This is a genomic window from Streptomyces sp. NPDC014656, from assembly GCF_043084305.1.
GTDB lineage: Bacteria > Actinomycetota > Actinomycetes > Streptomycetales > Streptomycetaceae > Streptomyces.
Genome location: NZ_JBIBZN010000003.1, coordinates 126,746 through 141,392 on the forward strand (window position 1 = coordinate 126,746; position 14,647 = coordinate 141,392).

15 protein-coding genes are annotated in these 14,647 nt (G+C 74.8%); 3 read left to right on the forward strand and 12 right to left on the reverse strand.

Translation table 11 applies throughout. The features are described from left to right. Positions 1–9: 9 nt before the first annotated feature. The 3 genes from ACF1ED_RS08045 to ACF1ED_RS08055 all read right to left on the reverse strand — a co-directional run bounded on the left by ACF1ED_RS08045 (position 10) and on the right by ACF1ED_RS08055 (position 4,050). Positions 10–1,590 (reverse strand): FAD-dependent oxidoreductase, encoded by a 1,581-nt coding sequence (locus ACF1ED_RS08045; protein WP_391757750.1) that lies wholly within the window; start codon positions 1,588–1,590, stop codon positions 10–12. Positions 1,591–1,624: 34 nt separating this feature from the next. Next, a complete protein-coding gene (locus tag ACF1ED_RS08050) occupies positions 1,625–2,794 on the reverse strand; it encodes a lycopene cyclase family protein (protein WP_391757752.1) in 1,170 nt (389 codons plus the stop codon). 404 nt (positions 2,795–3,198) lie between these two features. After that, positions 3,199–4,050 (reverse strand): RNA polymerase sigma factor SigF, encoded by an 852-nt coding sequence (locus ACF1ED_RS08055; RefSeq protein WP_391757754.1) that lies wholly within the window; start codon positions 4,048–4,050, stop codon positions 3,199–3,201. A gap of 225 nt (positions 4,051–4,275) precedes the next feature. On the opposite strand from ACF1ED_RS08055, the gene ACF1ED_RS08060 reads away from it, so the two are divergent. Next, positions 4,276–4,698, forward strand: a complete 423-nt coding sequence (locus tag ACF1ED_RS08060) for an ATP-binding protein (protein WP_391757756.1) — start codon at positions 4,276–4,278, stop codon at positions 4,696–4,698. Between the two features lie 90 nt (positions 4,699–4,788). Here the strand turns inward: ACF1ED_RS08060 and ACF1ED_RS08065 are convergent, their stop codons facing one another. From ACF1ED_RS08065 to ACF1ED_RS08085, 5 genes are all read right to left on the reverse strand, one after another. Beyond that, on the reverse strand, positions 4,789–5,214 hold the full coding sequence (locus ACF1ED_RS08065; RefSeq protein WP_391757758.1) for an SsgA family sporulation/cell division regulator: 426 nt from the start codon (positions 5,212–5,214) through the stop codon (positions 4,789–4,791). 144 nt (positions 5,215–5,358) lie between these two features. After that, entirely contained in the window at positions 5,359–5,760 is a 402-nt protein-coding gene (locus tag ACF1ED_RS08070; RefSeq protein ID WP_391757759.1) for an STAS domain-containing protein, read from the reverse strand. Next, positions 5,757–6,869: a B12-binding domain-containing protein gene (locus ACF1ED_RS08075; protein WP_391757761.1), complete on the reverse strand. Its 1,113-nt coding sequence runs from the start codon at positions 6,867–6,869 to the stop codon at positions 5,757–5,759. The genes ACF1ED_RS08070 and ACF1ED_RS08075 overlap by 4 nt, the downstream gene beginning before the upstream one ends. Beyond that, entirely contained in the window at positions 6,866–8,545 is a 1,680-nt protein-coding gene (locus ACF1ED_RS08080) for a PP2C family protein-serine/threonine phosphatase (RefSeq protein WP_391757763.1), read from the reverse strand. Before ACF1ED_RS08080 ends, ACF1ED_RS08075 begins: the two co-directional genes overlap by 4 nt. 623 nt (positions 8,546–9,168) lie before the next feature. Beyond that, complete coding sequence (locus tag ACF1ED_RS08085; protein ID WP_391757765.1) at positions 9,169–9,999, reverse strand: DUF1206 domain-containing protein; 831 nt, start codon at positions 9,997–9,999, stop codon at positions 9,169–9,171. 133 nt (positions 10,000–10,132) lie between these two features. On the opposite strand from ACF1ED_RS08085, the gene ACF1ED_RS08090 reads away from it, so the two are divergent. Next, positions 10,133–10,390 carry a WhiB family transcriptional regulator gene (locus ACF1ED_RS08090; protein WP_391757767.1) on the forward strand — a complete coding sequence of 86 codons (258 nt, stop codon included), beginning with the start codon at positions 10,133–10,135 and terminating at the stop codon, positions 10,388–10,390. An 86-nt stretch (positions 10,391–10,476) separates the two neighbouring features. Here ACF1ED_RS08090 and ACF1ED_RS08095 read toward each other — a convergent pair whose 3' ends face one another. Both ACF1ED_RS08095 and ACF1ED_RS08100 read right to left on the reverse strand, forming a co-directional pair. Then, complete coding sequence (locus tag ACF1ED_RS08095) at positions 10,477–10,923, reverse strand: ATP-binding protein (protein ID WP_391757769.1); 447 nt, start codon at positions 10,921–10,923, stop codon at positions 10,477–10,479. A 119-nt stretch (positions 10,924–11,042) separates the two neighbouring features. Continuing rightward, positions 11,043–12,254, reverse strand: a complete 1,212-nt coding sequence (locus tag ACF1ED_RS08100; RefSeq protein ID WP_391757771.1) for a PP2C family protein-serine/threonine phosphatase — start codon at positions 12,252–12,254, stop codon at positions 11,043–11,045. 107 nt (positions 12,255–12,361) lie between these two features. On the opposite strand from ACF1ED_RS08100, the gene ACF1ED_RS08105 reads away from it, so the two are divergent. Continuing rightward, positions 12,362–12,874, forward strand: a complete 513-nt coding sequence (locus ACF1ED_RS08105; RefSeq protein ID WP_391757773.1) for a MarR family winged helix-turn-helix transcriptional regulator — start codon at positions 12,362–12,364, stop codon at positions 12,872–12,874. A 117-nt stretch (positions 12,875–12,991) separates the two neighbouring features. Here ACF1ED_RS08105 and ACF1ED_RS08110 read toward each other — a convergent pair whose 3' ends face one another. Next, positions 12,992–14,167 carry a PP2C family protein-serine/threonine phosphatase gene (locus tag ACF1ED_RS08110; RefSeq protein ID WP_391757775.1) on the reverse strand — a complete coding sequence of 392 codons (1,176 nt, stop codon included), beginning with the start codon at positions 14,165–14,167 and terminating at the stop codon, positions 12,992–12,994. 63 nt (positions 14,168–14,230) lie between these two features. Then, complete coding sequence (locus tag ACF1ED_RS08115) at positions 14,231–14,599, reverse strand: STAS domain-containing protein (protein WP_391757777.1); 369 nt, start codon at positions 14,597–14,599, stop codon at positions 14,231–14,233. Positions 14,600–14,647 lie beyond the last annotated feature (48 nt).

Here is a 14,647-nt window from a genome sequence, read left to right on the forward strand (position 1 = left end):
GCCGGCGGTTCAGCGGCCGGACCCGTCGCCCCGCGCTCCCCCGCCCGCGCGGGCGAGGAGGCGGAGGGCGGCCGAGCGGCCGGCGGCGGGGACGGTCCACAGGGTCTGTCCGCGCAGTCCCCAGCGCCGGAGGTGGGCGTTGGCCGCGAGGAATCCCGTGGTCGCGGCCCGTTCCATCAGGGCGACGGGGTACTCCGTGCGGACCAGGTCGCCCGCCACGGTGACGGTGGGGTCCGGGGTGTGGACGGCGGGCCGGCCCCGGTGTCCACCGACCTCGAACAGCGGGCAGTCCGCTCGCAGCAGGTGCCGCTCGTCGACGATCCGCGCCGCACGGGTCTCGGGCCACACGCGGTGCAACTGGGTGACGAGTTCGCGGGAGAGCCGGGCCGGGTCGGCGGAGGGGGCGACGGCGTAGGCGTGGAGTTCCACCACCGACCCGCCCGTCCGGGCGGCCCAGCGGGCGGCCTCGCCCTCCCAGCGGTCGAGGACACTGGCGTTGTCGAGGGGGCCGTAGCCGCTGGTGCCCAGGAAGCCCGGCCGGTCCGCGCGCACGGGACGGTCGAGCCAGAGGCGGGAGACCAGGAAGGGCGGTGCGGTGCGGAGCGAGCCGATCCCGGAGCGCCACTCCTCGTCGCACAGCATGGGCGAGCCGGCGACCACGGCGCGCAGGCCCTCGGTGTCGGCGGCGAGGACGACGGCGTCGGCGTGCCAGGGGCCGTCCGCCGAGTCCACGAGGTGTCCTCCGTCGGGGGCCGGGGTGATCTCCCTGACGGCCGTCCCCGTCAGGATGCGGACGCCGTGCCCCCGGAGGTAGGCGGCCAGAGGATCCCAGAGTGCCTGCGGGAAGGGCTCGTCCGGCACGTCGAAGAGGAGTCCTTCGGACGAGCCGAGGAAGTAGATGTGGAACATCAGGACGAGTTCGGCGGCCGAGAGCTCGTCGGGGTCCGCGAAGAAGCTGCGGGAGAACACCTCGAACGCGAGGTGCTGGGCCGCCGGCGGGAACCGGATGGCGTCGAGGAGGTCCCGGGCGCTGATCCGGTCGTACCGCCGGTAGACGTCGGGGGTGCGCACGTCGAGGAGGGGCAGCGCCGCCGGGGCGTTCATGCGGGTCAGGTCCCGCCAGCCGAAGCTGGGGCTGCGGGCCACGAAGCCGAGGGCGCTCCAGGGGGGCGTGCGGGGGACCCGGGCGAAGCTGTCGTACAGCCCCGAGCTGTGCCGCAGCGGGTAGTCCGGCAGGCCGGTGAGCCGGTCCAGGCCGGGGTCGACGCGACGGAGCAGCCCCCGCAGGTTGTAGTACTGGCGGAAGAAGGCGTGGAACCCCCGGCTCATGGTCACGTCCGAGCCGTCGGCCAGCCGGTCCGGCCAGCCCGCCAGCCGCCCGCCGAGGGTGGGCCCGCGCTCGTAGAGGGTGACCTCGACGCCCCGTTCGGCGAGGATCGTGGCCGCCGCGATCCCCGCGATCCCGCCGCCGACCACGGCGCAGCGCGGGCGCCGGCCCGGCAGGGGGCGGGAGAGTCCGCCCGGGGCGGGGACGACGACGGCCTTGCGGTCCCGGCCGCGTGCGGCGGTGCGGGGCGGGGTGGGGCGCATGGGCGGGCTCGCTCTCGTGGGAAGGGGTGGGGGGTCAGGCGCGGCGGGTGAGGAAGGGCAGCTCCGCCGTGGTGCGGAGCATGGGGAGCACGGGGGTGTGCAGGCCGATCCGGAACTCCTCGGCCGGGCTCGTGCCGCCGTCGAGGAAGCGCAGGAGGCGTTCGGCCGGGACCCTCTCGAAGAGCCGCGCGAGGACGTCGGGGCCGGAGACGCGGCCGGTGTCGATGCCCCGGAGGAGGACGGCGTCCATGGCGAGGGCCCGTCGGGGGTAGGCGGGCGGGGGCAGCGGCTCGCGTCCCCGGTGCACGAGGGCCGCGACGGCGCGCGTCTGCCGCTGGATGGCGGCGAAGGCGTATCCGGTGGAAGGCCTCACGGCTCCGGCGGCGCCGCCGACGCGGAAGGTGCTCCGGCCCGCTCTCGGCGCGTGCCGGGCGTCCGACATCGGGATGCGTCCGCGTTCCACCGCGCGCACCTCGAAGTCGCCGAGTCCCAGGACGGAGCCGGTGTAGTGGCGCAGGGCGTCCTCGTACGCCCGGTCGGCCAGGGGGGCCGCGCCGAATTCGGTGTACTCCACGAGGGCTTCGTGCGGCGAGAGGGGCAGGACGTAGCCGAAGGAGAGGCCGTGCCGCGGCTGCGGGGTGCGGAAGTCCATGAGGTCGACGGCGTCCGGCGCGAAGGCCGGCCGCCGGGTCCGGACGAACCACCCCTGGAAGTGCTGGAGGAGACGGACGCGGGCCGGCGGGCCGGGCGCGGGGGGCCGGGAGTCGAAGGCCCAGCGGGCGTGGACGCGGTGCTCGGTGCCGTCCGCCGCGCGGCAGGTCACGGTGACGCCGTCGGGGCGGTCGGCGACGGCGCCCGCGACGGCCTGGAGGCGCCGCAGGCCGGTGAGCCCCGGTTCCACGCCGGCGGTGAAGGACTCGGAGGTCAGCATCTTGTACCGCAGCCGGCCCAGGTCCCGCCGGAGCGGGCGGCCGTCGGGCGTGTGCAGCCGCACCCGGTGCCACGAGGTGGTCAGCCAGGGGTCGTAGTCGCCGGGGCCCTGTTCCCAGTAGCACCAGGTCCGCGGTGGGGGGCGGAGCGGCCCGGGGGGCGGGTCGACGAGGACGACCGTGGGGGCGGTGACGCCGGGCGGCGGGCGCAGCAGTCGCCACGCGAGGGAGAGACCGGCCGCGCCGGCCCCGATGACGACCACGTCGCACCGCATGGAACGGGTACCTCCCGGCGGGGAAAAGGTGTCGGCGCTCCCGCTGGCGGGAGCCGTTCGCAAGGAGGTACCCCCTTGAGGGCCCAACGTACTCCCGGGGTTACTGCGACGGGGCGGATCCGCCGTCGGCGCGGCGGCTCGCCGCGGCGCGGCGGGCTGGTGTGGACGCATCGTCGGGCGCTCCCTCTCCGCTGTCGGACGACAGGGGTTCTCCGTGGGGCGGCTCGCCGGATGCGGCGGTCCCGGTCCGGTTCCCTCCTCTCCCGGCGGGCACGCAAAAGGGCGTCCGCGGCGGGCTCTCGCCCGGCGGACGCCCTGGAGGCGCGCCGTTCGGCGCGGGGGCGGGTCCCGGGGCCGTCAGCCGCGCGGCGCCGCGTGGCGCGCGCGGGTGACGGCCGGCCGGGTCAGCCGGTCTCCAGCAGGCCGGCCCGCAAGCGCTTCATGGTGCGCGCCAGCAGCCGGGAGACGTGCATCTGGGAGCAGCCCAGGCGTTCGCCGATCTCGGCCTGGGTGAGTTCCTCGACGAACCTCAGATGGATGATCTGCCGGTCGCGGTCGTCGAGGTCGGCGATGAGCGGGGCCAGGGAGTGGAAGTCCTCCACCAGTTCCATGGCGGGGTCCTCGCTGCCGATGAAGTCGGTCAGGGAGGCGTCGCCGTCCTCGTCGTCGCCGCTGAGCGCGGCGTCGAGCGACGAGGAGTTGTAGCCGTTGGAGGCCAGCCGCGCCTCGGTGACCTCCTCCTCGGTGAGGCTCATCAGCTCGGCGAGCTCCTTGACCGTCGGCGTCCGGCCGAGGCGCGTGCTCAGCTCCTCGGTCGCCTTGGCCAGTTCCACCCGGGCCTCCTGGAGCCGGCGGGGCACGTGCACGGCCCACGAGGTGTCCCGGAAGAACCTCTTGATCTCGCCGACGATGTAGGGCACGGCGAACGTGGTGAACTCGACCTCCCGCGAGAGCTCGAAGCGGTCGATCGCCTTGATCAGGCCGATCATGCCGACCTGGACGATGTCCTCCATCTCGTCGGCGCGGTGACGGAACCGGCCGGCGGCGTAGCGGACCAGGCTCATGTTCATCTCGATGAGGGTGTTGCGCGCGTACTGGTACTCGTGCGTCCCCTCCTCCAGCACCGTGAGCTCACGGAAGAAGACCTTCGACAGGGCTCGCGCGTCCTTCGGCGCGACCGCCAACGTGTCCGGGATGATCGGCAGCGACCCCGCTCCGGCCTTGACTCCCGTGGCTGACATCGTGGTGATCGTCACACCTCTCCCCTTTCACGTGTATCCCTTGCCGGGATGCGTGGCCCTGTGGCTGCTCGCTTACCCCGGGCTTCCACTTCCACTCCGATGAATTTCCGGAAGGTTCCCGCCGGGTGCCCGACCGGCGTCCCCGGGGGGCCCGTCGAGGTTCCCGGGCGCCGCACACCGGATTCTTCCGGAACTAAACGGGCATATGGACCCTTCGATGTGGTCGTCCTAAGGAGAGTCATGACGCGGGATCCCTCGATGAAGGCGGTCGGATGGGCGCGTTCGCTGCCCCTCGGCAGCAGTGTGAAGACGGCGCGGGACTGGACGCGCGGACACCTGACGGCGCTCGGGTGGGACCGCGTCTCACCGGACACGGCGGACTCCGTGGTGCTGGCCGTCTCCGAGCTGGTCACCAACGCCCACGTGCACGCCCACAGCGACGCGCAGCTCATCCTCACCTGGGACGAGGAGTGCCTGCACGTCACCGTGCACGACGCCTCGCGCCGGGTCCCCGAGCAACGCCGCCCCGACGACGGCGCCACCGGCGGACGCGGCCTGCTCCTGGTCGACGCCCTCGCCGACGAGGTGCGGACCCATCCCTGCCCGCGGGGCAAGGACGTCACCGCCTGCTTCCGTCCGGCCCCGCCCGGCAGGCCGGGCTGAGGGCGGCGCGGCCGGGGCGCTCCCCGGAACGGACCCGTACGGGGACGCGCTCCTCGCGCGTCCCCGTACGGGTGGTTCGCGGTCCGCACCTCAGCGCCTGAGGGAGTCGAGCAGCGGCCGCCAGTCGATGTGGCGCTCCTCCGTGCCCTGCGGCACCAGGAGGAAGGTGTCGCGCACGAAGCGGGCGAGCTCCTCCTGGTCGCACCGGATCACGGCACGGTGTCCTGCGGCCCCGAGCCGCAGGAGGAGCTTGCCGTCGGGGGCGGGCTCCAGGTGGACCTCTCCCTCGCCGGTGGGTCCCAGCGATCCGGCGAGGACCATCTCGCGGTCGAGGCGCCACACCACGGACTCCTCGCCCAGCAGGTGGAAGGCGATGCTCAGGGCGTGGGGGTCGCGGGAGTGGTAGCCGACGGAGGTGTCGATCCGGACGGCGGTGTCCGGGCCGAGCAGTTCCATGGCCATGGGCCGGGTGAGGAGGTGCGGCGAGGGGAGCGGCGTGGCGGGGCGCTGGGGCATGGGATCCTCCGGCTGGGGAACGGGCGACGGGCGGATGCGGTGTCCGCTTGACCCGTCCCGCTCCCGTTACACCTCCCGTACGCCAGACGGATGCGCCGATCGTGTCATGGTTTCGTGAAGGCCCCGGGGAACCGTGACCGATCGTCAGGAACTGCGGCTCCCCCGGCCGTCCGCCCGGCCGGCCGGGACCTCACCGGTGGGTTCCGCCGTCCCGGGGCGGCCCGTCAGGTGCTCGTACGTGCCGGTGAGCAGGAGCAGCCGGTCGAGGAAGGCCGGCCTGCGGTCGAGGTGCAGCCGTCCGCCCGCCGCCGAGGCGAGCCGGTGGAGGGCCAGCAGCGCGGACAGGCCCATCGAGTCGCACAGGGTCAGGCGGGCGCAGTCGAGGCGGATGTCCGAGGGCGCGGGTGCCCGGTCGAGGCGGGTGCGGACCGCGTCCAGCAGGTCGTCGGTGCTGTCCCAGGCGAGGTCGCCGGCGAGCTCCACGCGCAGGGTGCCGTCCGCCGTGGTGCCGGCCTCGGCCGCGAAGGAGTGGTCGGCCCCGCTCATGAGCGGGGTCCGGGGGCCGGCGGACGCGGTACGCGGACGAGGGCGCGGCGGCCCTCGGCGAGGTGGGCCCGGGCGCGGGGGAAGTCGCGCTGGGCGTGGGCGAGGAGGTCGAGCGCGGCGACCAGGGCGTCTCCCGGTACGCCGCGGGCCCGGAGGACCCCCGCGGTCCAGGTGACGAAGCCGGTGAACAGCTCGGCGTCGTCGGCGTAGAGGGACGCGGCGAGGAAGTCGACGATGTGGGCGATGTCCTCGGCGGTCCGTTCCCGCTGCCGTTCGTCGTAGGAGGCCATGGCCGGGAGCGTGTCCTCTAGGCCCCGCAGGACCTGGCCGACGAGCCTGGGCCGGGCCCGGGTGACCAGGGTGTACTCCTGGTCGGACAGGTGGGGGAGGCCGCCGGTGGAGTCCGTCCGGGGTTCCCCGGGGCGCCAGGGGCCGACGGCGAGGAGGTCGGCGGCGGCACGGGCGTCGGGCGCCCACCCGTCGGCGCCGAGCAGGCGGGCGTACCTGCCGTCGGGGCCGAAGGCCGCTCCGCCGACGAGGACGGGGAGGCCGACGGCCTGGACGGCGGTGACGGCGGCGTGCGCCGTCGGGAGCCGGACCGGCAGCGAGGACGAGAGGGCGACGACGTCCGTGCCGGTCTGGTGCAGGTGCGCGACGAGGTGGGGAGTGGGGACGTGCGCCCCGAGATAGTCGACGAGGAAACCCCGGCCGCGCAGGACCTCGGCGAGGAGGCGGGCGGGCAGGGCGTGCCATTCGCCGTCCACGCAGGCGACGGTGACGCGCCGGGGAGGCCCTCCGGGCTCCCGGTGGTCGCCGGTCCCGGCGGGAGGGGCCGGGGAGCGGAGGGCGAGGGCCGCGACGACGCGGTCCTGGATGGCCGTCGCGGCGTGTTCCTGGGCGACCCCGACGCGGCCGGCGGCCCATTCCCCGCCGAGCCTGGCCTGGACGGAGCCGATCACGTCGAGCAGGAGGGCCTCCGCCGGGACCCCCTCGTCGCGGGCGTCCAGGACCGCGGCGGTGGCCGCGGCCTCGTCCCTCGCCCGGAGCGCCTCCCACAGTCGTCGGCGGGTCGCGGCGAGGTCGGTGGACGGGGTGGTGCGGGTGCTCATGCGGCGTTCCTGTCCGGAGTGCGGTCGCTCCCCGCGGACGGGCGGGCGGTGTGGGGTGCGGTGATGGCGACGACCGCCATGTCGTCGTGCGGACCGTGGCCCACCCAGTCGCCGGCGATCATCTGCACGCGTTCGACGACGGCCTCGGCCGGGAGCCCGGCGCACTCGGTGAGGGAGGACCGGAGCCGGTCCTCGCCGAACATGGACGAGCCGAGCGGCCCGCCCCGGGCCTCCGTGATGCCGTCGGTGTAGAGCAGGCAGGTCTCCCCCGGCGCCAGGTGCACGGTCGCGGAGCGGCAGGGGACGTCGGGGAGCGCGCCCACCAGCGTTCCGCCGGTGTCCGCCTCCTCCACCTGTCCCGTGGTGCGCAGGATCAGCGGGCGCGGGTGACCGGCGCTCGTCAGCCTCAGCCGCACCCGGTCGTCCGCGCGTCGCACCGATGCCAGGACGAGGGTGGCGAAGCGGGTGTGCCGGGAGCTGAGGAGGGCGCCGTTGAGCAGGCTCAGGACGTTCTGGTGGTCGTCGGCGAGGGGCAGCAGGGCCTGTACGGTGCTGCGGATCCTGCCCGTGAGCACGGCGGCCTCCAGCCCCTTGCCGCACACGTCGCCGAGGACGGCGAGCGTCTCCTGGCCGTCGGCGCCGGGGTGGACGTCGTAGAAGTCGCCGCCGATCCGCTCCGTGTCCTGGGAGGTCCGGTAGCCGCCGGCGAAGTCGACGCCCCGCACGTGGTGGAGCTGCGGCGGGAGGAGTTCGGCGATCAGCGCGCGGGTGACGCGCGCCTGTTCCGCGTACAGGCGGGCGGCCGACAGCGCGGCCCCCGCGCGGGCGGCGAACAGCCGGGCGAAGAGCTCCTCCGACGCGTCGAAGGCCCGCTGCCCGCCGCGCCGCAGCAGGACCAGGGCGCCGACGGGCACGCCGTGGCCGGGCAGCGGGGTGATGGCGACGGATCCGGGGGGATCCCCGAAGCCCTCGGGGACGGCCCATCCCGGGAGTTCGGCGGGGTCGATCCAGCGGGCGGGCACCGGGGGGAAGCCCTGGAGGGCCTCTGCCAGGCCGGGGACGGACGCCGGGTCCATCGCGACCTGGCTCCGGTCGGACCTCTCCCCCACCGCGGTGACCACGGGGTACCGGTTCCGCACGGGCGGGGAGATCACGAGCGCCGCGTCGCCGAGGTGGGCCGCGGCGAGCAGGGCCGCCTTCTCCAGGCAGCGCTCCGGGTTCAGCGAGGACAGCAGTTGGGTGGACGCCTCCGCCAGGAGCGCGGTCCGCTCCCGCTCGGTCCGCAGGGCGTCCTCCGCGGCGGTCAGGTCGGAGTCGTCGACCAGCCACCAGACCACGTCGCCGTGGCCGGACTCGGTGGGGTGGGCCCGCAGGAGGCGGCCGTCGTGGTTCCCCCGCAGCGGGGCGCCCCCGGGGCGGGCGGAGGTCGCGGCGGGCGGCGTGCCCGGCGGGACGGCCAGTCGCCGGTGTGCGTCGGCCAGCCATCCCGGGACGGTCCCGTCCAGCCACTTGCCGACCCCCATCCGGGGGAAGAGGTCGGCCGCGGCGTCGTTGAACTCCACGATGCCGCCTTCGCGGTCCGCCACCACCGCCGGGTGGGGGGAGCGGAGCCAGGAGGTGCCCGTGGCTCCCCCGGCGGCCCGGTAACGGCCCGGTCGGTCTTCGGAAACAGTCATATGCGTGGCCCTTGCGCCGTGGCCCGCCACCTCTCCACTCGGGTCGGCTCGTCCGTCCACCCTCTCCCCAGGGCGTGCCGCACATCAAGTGAAGGACCCTCTTCCGGAAGACACCGGGCCTTTCCCGGCCACATCGCCACCGTTCCGGCACGGGGGCTTCACCGGAGGCACACTTCTCCGGGCTCCCGGTCCCGGCCGGCTCCGGGTCGACGGGACGGCCGGCGCCGTCTCTCTCCGTCCGGCCTCGTCCAGCCGGACGACGCTGTCGTGGTCGAGTTCACCGCGCAGTACCAGCACCGTGCCCCGCCCCTCTTCCCTGACGTCGATCGAGAACACCCTCGACTTCCTCCGTGTGCGGCTCCTGCGCGGATGTTTCCGGGCCGGGATCGGCTCCGGCTCTTCCCTCTTCCGCGTTCCCCCGCCCTTCGGATCCATGGCGGGGGAAGGCGTTTCGGCACCGGGTTCGGGGTCATCCGGTTCCTCGGACACGGTCCTCGACCCGGAAGGATTCCGTCGTGCCGGTCGTACTGGCCCTGGTGTTCGGTGTCGGAGTGGCGATGGCGTGGTGGAGCGTCACGCCCGTTCCCGGAAGTCCGCGGAGGAGGTCCGGGTGACGGCGGGGGTCACACCTCGCGCCACTTCGCCTGGCCGAAGGAGAAGAGCCCGAAGAACACGAGGCCGGCCGCCACCGCGAGCAGCAGCCAGGGCCCCGCGGGGGTCTGGGCGAACGAGCGGATGGTGTCGTCCATCCCCTTGGCCTCGCTCGGGTCGAACGCGAGCGCCGCCCGTACGCCGGAGAGGCCGAGCGCGGCGAAGACGAGGCCGCGTCCGACGCCGCCCGCCACTCCCGTCACGTCCATGAAGCGGCGCGGGTAGGTCCCCAGCCGTTCCCACGCGAGGTCGTCCCGGTACTTCCGCAGCACCGCCCTGCCCGCGATCCACACTCCGGCCCCCAGGATCCCCACGGCCACGGCGCCGACCCACCAGCGGCCGCCGGGCAGGTCGAGGAGGCGGCCGGTGACGTCCCGGCTCTGGCGGTCGGTCGCGCCCTCCCCGCTCTCCCGCCGGCCCGCCGCGAAGGACAGGACGAGGAAGGCGGAGCCCGCGTAGAAGACGCAGCGCCCGGCGGACAGGGCCCGCTTGTGCGCCTTGTCCCCCTCCGGGCCCGTCCCGCCGAAGGCCGCCTCCGACAGCCGCCAGACGGCCATCCCGGCGAGGCCGAGGCCGAGGGCCCAGAGCAGGACGGTGCCGAAGGGGGTGGCGGCGACGTGGGCGACGGCTCCGCCCCGGTCGGCCTGCTCGCCCGTCCCCGTCAGGCCGATGTGTACGGCCAGTGCGCCGACCAGCAGGTACAGCGCTCCCCGCGCCGCGAGACCGGCCCGCGCGGCCGCCCGTACGCCCTGGCTCGCGGCCGCTTCCGCTGGTACGGCCGCGTGCGGTCTCGGTGTCGTCATGCCTGCTCGCTCCTCCCGGTCGGTCTTTCGAGTGCCCCGTCCGCGCCGGGCCAATCCCTGCCGGGTTTCACGCCCGGCCGAGTGGTCAGGCGAACAGGAGGACGCATTCCGACTCAGGTGCCAGGAGGCTCACATGGACGGCTGGCGTACGGCCGCGGCCTGCCAGGAGGTCGACCCCGATCTGTTCTTCCCGGTGGGGGCGGGCGCCCCCGCCCTCGCCCAGGCCGAGGAGGCCAAGAAGGTCTGCCGGCGGTGCCCGGTGCGGGAGGAGTGCCTGCGTTCGGCCATGGCGCAGCCGCACCCCCCGGCGGGCGTGTGGGGCGGCCTCACCGAGGCCGAGCGGGGCGCGCTGCGGCGGCGGTCGCGCCGCGGGGCGCACGGGCGGCGGTGAGGGCCGGCGGCCCCGTGCCGCCCGCCGTGATCCCGGACCGGGCGATCGGGTGCGGGCGCCGGTCCGCCGGGCCCGTGCCCGTCGGCCTACTCGGGCAGGAGGGAGAGGCGCGCGCGGACCCGCTTCCCCTCCGGGGCGGGCTCCACGGTCAGGCTCTCGCAGACGGCGACGACGATCTCGACGCCGTGCTGTCCGATGCGGCGCGGGTCGTGCCCGCGGGGCACGGGGGCGGCGGGCTCGCGGTCGAAGACGGAGATCTCCAGGGTGTCCCGGCGCAGTTCCAGCAGCAGCCGGCAGGGGCCGACGGTGTGCCGGACCGCGTTGGTCACCAGTTCGCTGACCACCAGCTGCGCCAGTTCGACGCGCTCGTCCGCCACCGGTTCGAGCCGCACGGACGGAGCGGCCGCGAGGAAGTCCGCCGTGAAGGCGCGGGCGGAGGCGATGGCGCCGCTGTGGGGGGCGTCGCCGTAGACGACGCTCGCGGACAGCAGGGGCTCCGGTGCTGCGCGCTCCGCGGTGATCGCGTCCGTCATGGCGCTGGTACTCCCCTCGTCCGGATGGGTGGGCGCGGTTGGGCACCTCGTACACCGCCTTTCCCCTGTTCTCGGTTCCCACACCGCCCGCAACCGGGATCACACCGTCCGGCGGCATCTCAGGGGGTCGCCGGCGGGGGCGCGGCGGGGCCCCCGGGGCGTCCCGCGCCCGGTGCTCCGGCCTCGGGGCCCCGCCAGTCGAGACAGAGGACGAGGACCGCGTCCGGTGTGTCGCAGGGGGCGTCGCGCAGCGCCCGCACGACGGCCCGGGGGGTGTCCGCGCCGCTCAGGCGGCCCGCCTCGGCCAGGGCGCGGGCGACGGAGCCGTCCGCCGTCCCCCGGTCCCCGGCGGCCGGGGGCTCGTCCGTGCCGCAGGCGACGAAGACCAGCCGGTCGCCGCGCAGGAGCCGGAGCCGCTGGGTGGCGTAGACGGTGTCCTCGAACATGCCCAGGGGCAGCTGGCGGTCCAGCTCGATGCGTTCGGTCAGGGCGCCGCGGATCCGCCAGAGGGTCGGCGACCCCGCGTCGACGGCCTCGATCCCGCCGGTGGTCAGGTCGAGGCGGATCAGCAGGGCGGCGAGCGGGCTCTTCCCCCGGTACTGCCCGTAGAGCGCCTGGTCGGTGAGGCTGGCCTGGGCCACCAGGTCGAGTCCGGCCCGCCGGGCGTTGCGGATCGCCGTCAGGGCGAGGGTGCTCACCAGGGCGGCGGGGGTGCCGGGGCCGGTGCCGTCGGCGACGACGAGGAGGAGTTCGTCCTCGGTCACGCTCCAGTCCAGCAGGTGCCCTCCGGAGGTGTAGGCGGGCTCCCAGTAGGCGTGGAGGTCGAAGGCCGGTCCCGCGCAGGCCCGGCCGGGCAGGGTGTCCCACTGCATCTCCCCGGCGACGGTGAGGGCGTGCGTCCTGCGGGTGCGGCGGTACAGGTCGGTGTGGCGGTCGGCGACGCGCAGGGCGTGCCCGAGCGTCTCGGCGACCCGGACGAGGCTGTCGGCGGTCTCCGGGGTGGCCCGCTCCGTGGGCAGGACGACCACGAGGACGCCGAAGCGGTCGCCGCGGACCGTGACGGGAAGGTAAACGGTCGCCGTGGGCCCGACATCACGGAAAAGATATGGTTGTTGGGTGCGGAAGACGTGGCCCGCGGGCCCGGCCTCCACGGGCACGTGCGACGTCCCGGCGGGTGTCTGTACGGGTTCCACGGGGCGCAGCGACGTGAATCCGTAGTCGACGAGCAGCAGGTCGGCACAGACCGCGGCGTACAGGTGCGCGAGACTGGCACGGAGGGAGTCCAGGAGGAGGTGCGGTGCGGCCCCGCGCAGTGCGCTTTCCACTGTCACGTATCGGTCCACCGGATCGGTACCGCCTTCTGGAGAGATGTGGAGATGACCGGTCCGTCGCAAGGCCGATGTCCTCGGCCCCGGACGTCCGAGGAGTGTCGGCAGGCATGAAGAGCAACCCCGCCCCGCCCCCGCGGGCATCGCAGCAGACGGCCGAGGCCGCCCGGGAGCTCATCGAGCTGTTGGAGGTGCTGTGGGAGCGCGGCCGGGACATGGTGTCGGCGACACCGGTCTCGGCGAGTCAGCTGCGCGTGCTGTACAGCCTGGACCGCGAGGAGGGCATCAGCCTGCGCACGCTGGGCGACCTGCTCGGCTCCGCGCCGCCCTCGGTGAGCCGCATGTGCGACCGGCTGGAGGCGCTGGGGTTCGTCCAGCGCCTGCCCAGCTCCGTGAGCAGGCGGCAGCTGGAGCTGCGCCTGACCGTCCACGGCAAGGCGTACCTGCGGGAGCTCCGGGTCCAGCGCGAGGAGGCCCTGCTCGCGGTCATCGCGGACATGTCGCCGACGAGCCGCAACGCCCTGTTGCGGGGGCTCGCCGGGTTCCACGAAGCTCTGGAGGGAAGCGGACCGGCCGCCTCGTCACGCCCCCGCACGCCGCTGAAGGACGTCAGTTCGGCCTGACCTCCGCACGGCGCCGGCTCCGGCCGGCCGCACACCCCGTGTCCTCATCGCCACCCCTGGTCGTCCTCGACGCGTTCCACCGGACCCCCGCCGGATGTTGCCCCAAGGATACAGTTGTCACAAGGCAACTGTTGACGCGGCGCCGTACCAGTCGAGGCAGACCACGAGGGCGTCGTCGTCCAGCGGGCCGGCCCCGTGGTGGGCGCCGAGCTCCCGGAGCACCGCCTGCGGCACGTGGGAGGCCGGCAGCAGGCGCGTTCCGCGGAGCGCCCGGGCCAGCGCCCTGTCCCCGTAACTCTCCCCGGCGGGCGAGACGGTGGCGTACACGCCGTCGCTGCCGAACAGCAGGCGGTCCCCCGGCCGGACGGTGAACCGCTCGGGTGTGTAGACGGTGTCCTCGAACATGCCCAGGGGCAACTGCGCCTCGAAGCCCACGGATTCCACCGTGTGGCCCCGCAGCCGCCACAGGCGGGGCGAACCGGCGTCCACCGCCTCCACCTCGCCCGTCGCCAGGTCGAAGCAGAGCAGGAGCACCGACACGAAGGCGCCGCCCCGGTACTGCGCGTACACGGCCTGATCGGCCAGCGCGGCCTGGTCCGCGAGGGCGAGACCGGCCCGGCGGGCGTTGCGGAGCGCGTTGATCGCGAGGTTCGTCAGCAGGGCGGCCTCGATGCCCTCCCCCATGCCGTTGGTGACGGTCAGGGTCAGCCGGCCGTCCGAGACCGACCAGTCGTAGTTGTCCCCGAAGATGGCGTAGGCGGGCTCCAGATGGGCGGCGAGGGCGAACTCGGGGCGGGCGCACGAACGGCCGGGCAGGAGCTGCCACTGCATCTCCGCCGCGAGGGTGAGCCGGGTCGCGCGCCGGGCCAGGACGTACAGGTCCGTGTCGCGCTCGGCCACCAGGATCTCGTGGCCGAGCGCCTCGCAGACCTGGGCGAGACCGGGGAACAGGGGCCGCAGATCGGTCCGTGGAGGCAGTACGGCCGTCAGGACGCCCAGCCGTTCCCCACGGACGGTGACGGGCAGGTGGAGCAGGAGCGCCCCGTCCTCCCGGAGGACGTACGGCTCCTGGGCGCCGAAGGCCCGCCCCTGGGGGCTGTCGTGGATCGGGACCGACGGGTCCGCCCCCGCGGTGCGCTCGACGAGCTGGAGCGACCTCAAGCCGTAGTCGGCCAGGCGGAGTTCCGCTCCCAGGGCGCCGCAGTGCTTCCGCAGGGCCTCCTCGACGACCTCCACCAGCTGGTGCGGAGCCGCCCGGCGGAGCGCCTGCTCGATGTCGGCGATCTCCTGCACGCTCTCCTTCTTCCCTCTTCCTTCCTCACCCGGGCCCGGGACCGGGACCGGGCCCCCCTTGCGCTATCTCCCGCCGCCGGCCGCGACCAGCGCCTCCGCCACGCCGTCGTGCGGCGGGAGCGTCACCGTCACGCCGGTGATCTCCAGGATGCGCCGCACCGCCGGGGTCGGCGCGGCGAGGTGCAGGTCGCCACCGGTCTCCCGCGCTCTGTGGAGCACTCTGATCAGGACGTTCAGGCCCGACGAGTCCATGAAGCCGAGGGCGGACAGGTCGAGGACCAGATGGCACCGCCCCAGGCCGAGCTGTTCCGTCAGGCGGTCCTCCAGCCGGGCGGCCGTCTCCATGTCCAGTTCACCCCCCACGGACAGCACCGCCGTGCGGGGATCACGGATCTCTACGCCGACATCCAGGTTCGGTTCCTGCTCGGGCATGTTCCCTGCTTTCCGGGTGGGAGGACGGTGGGCGAACGGTCGGGAGAC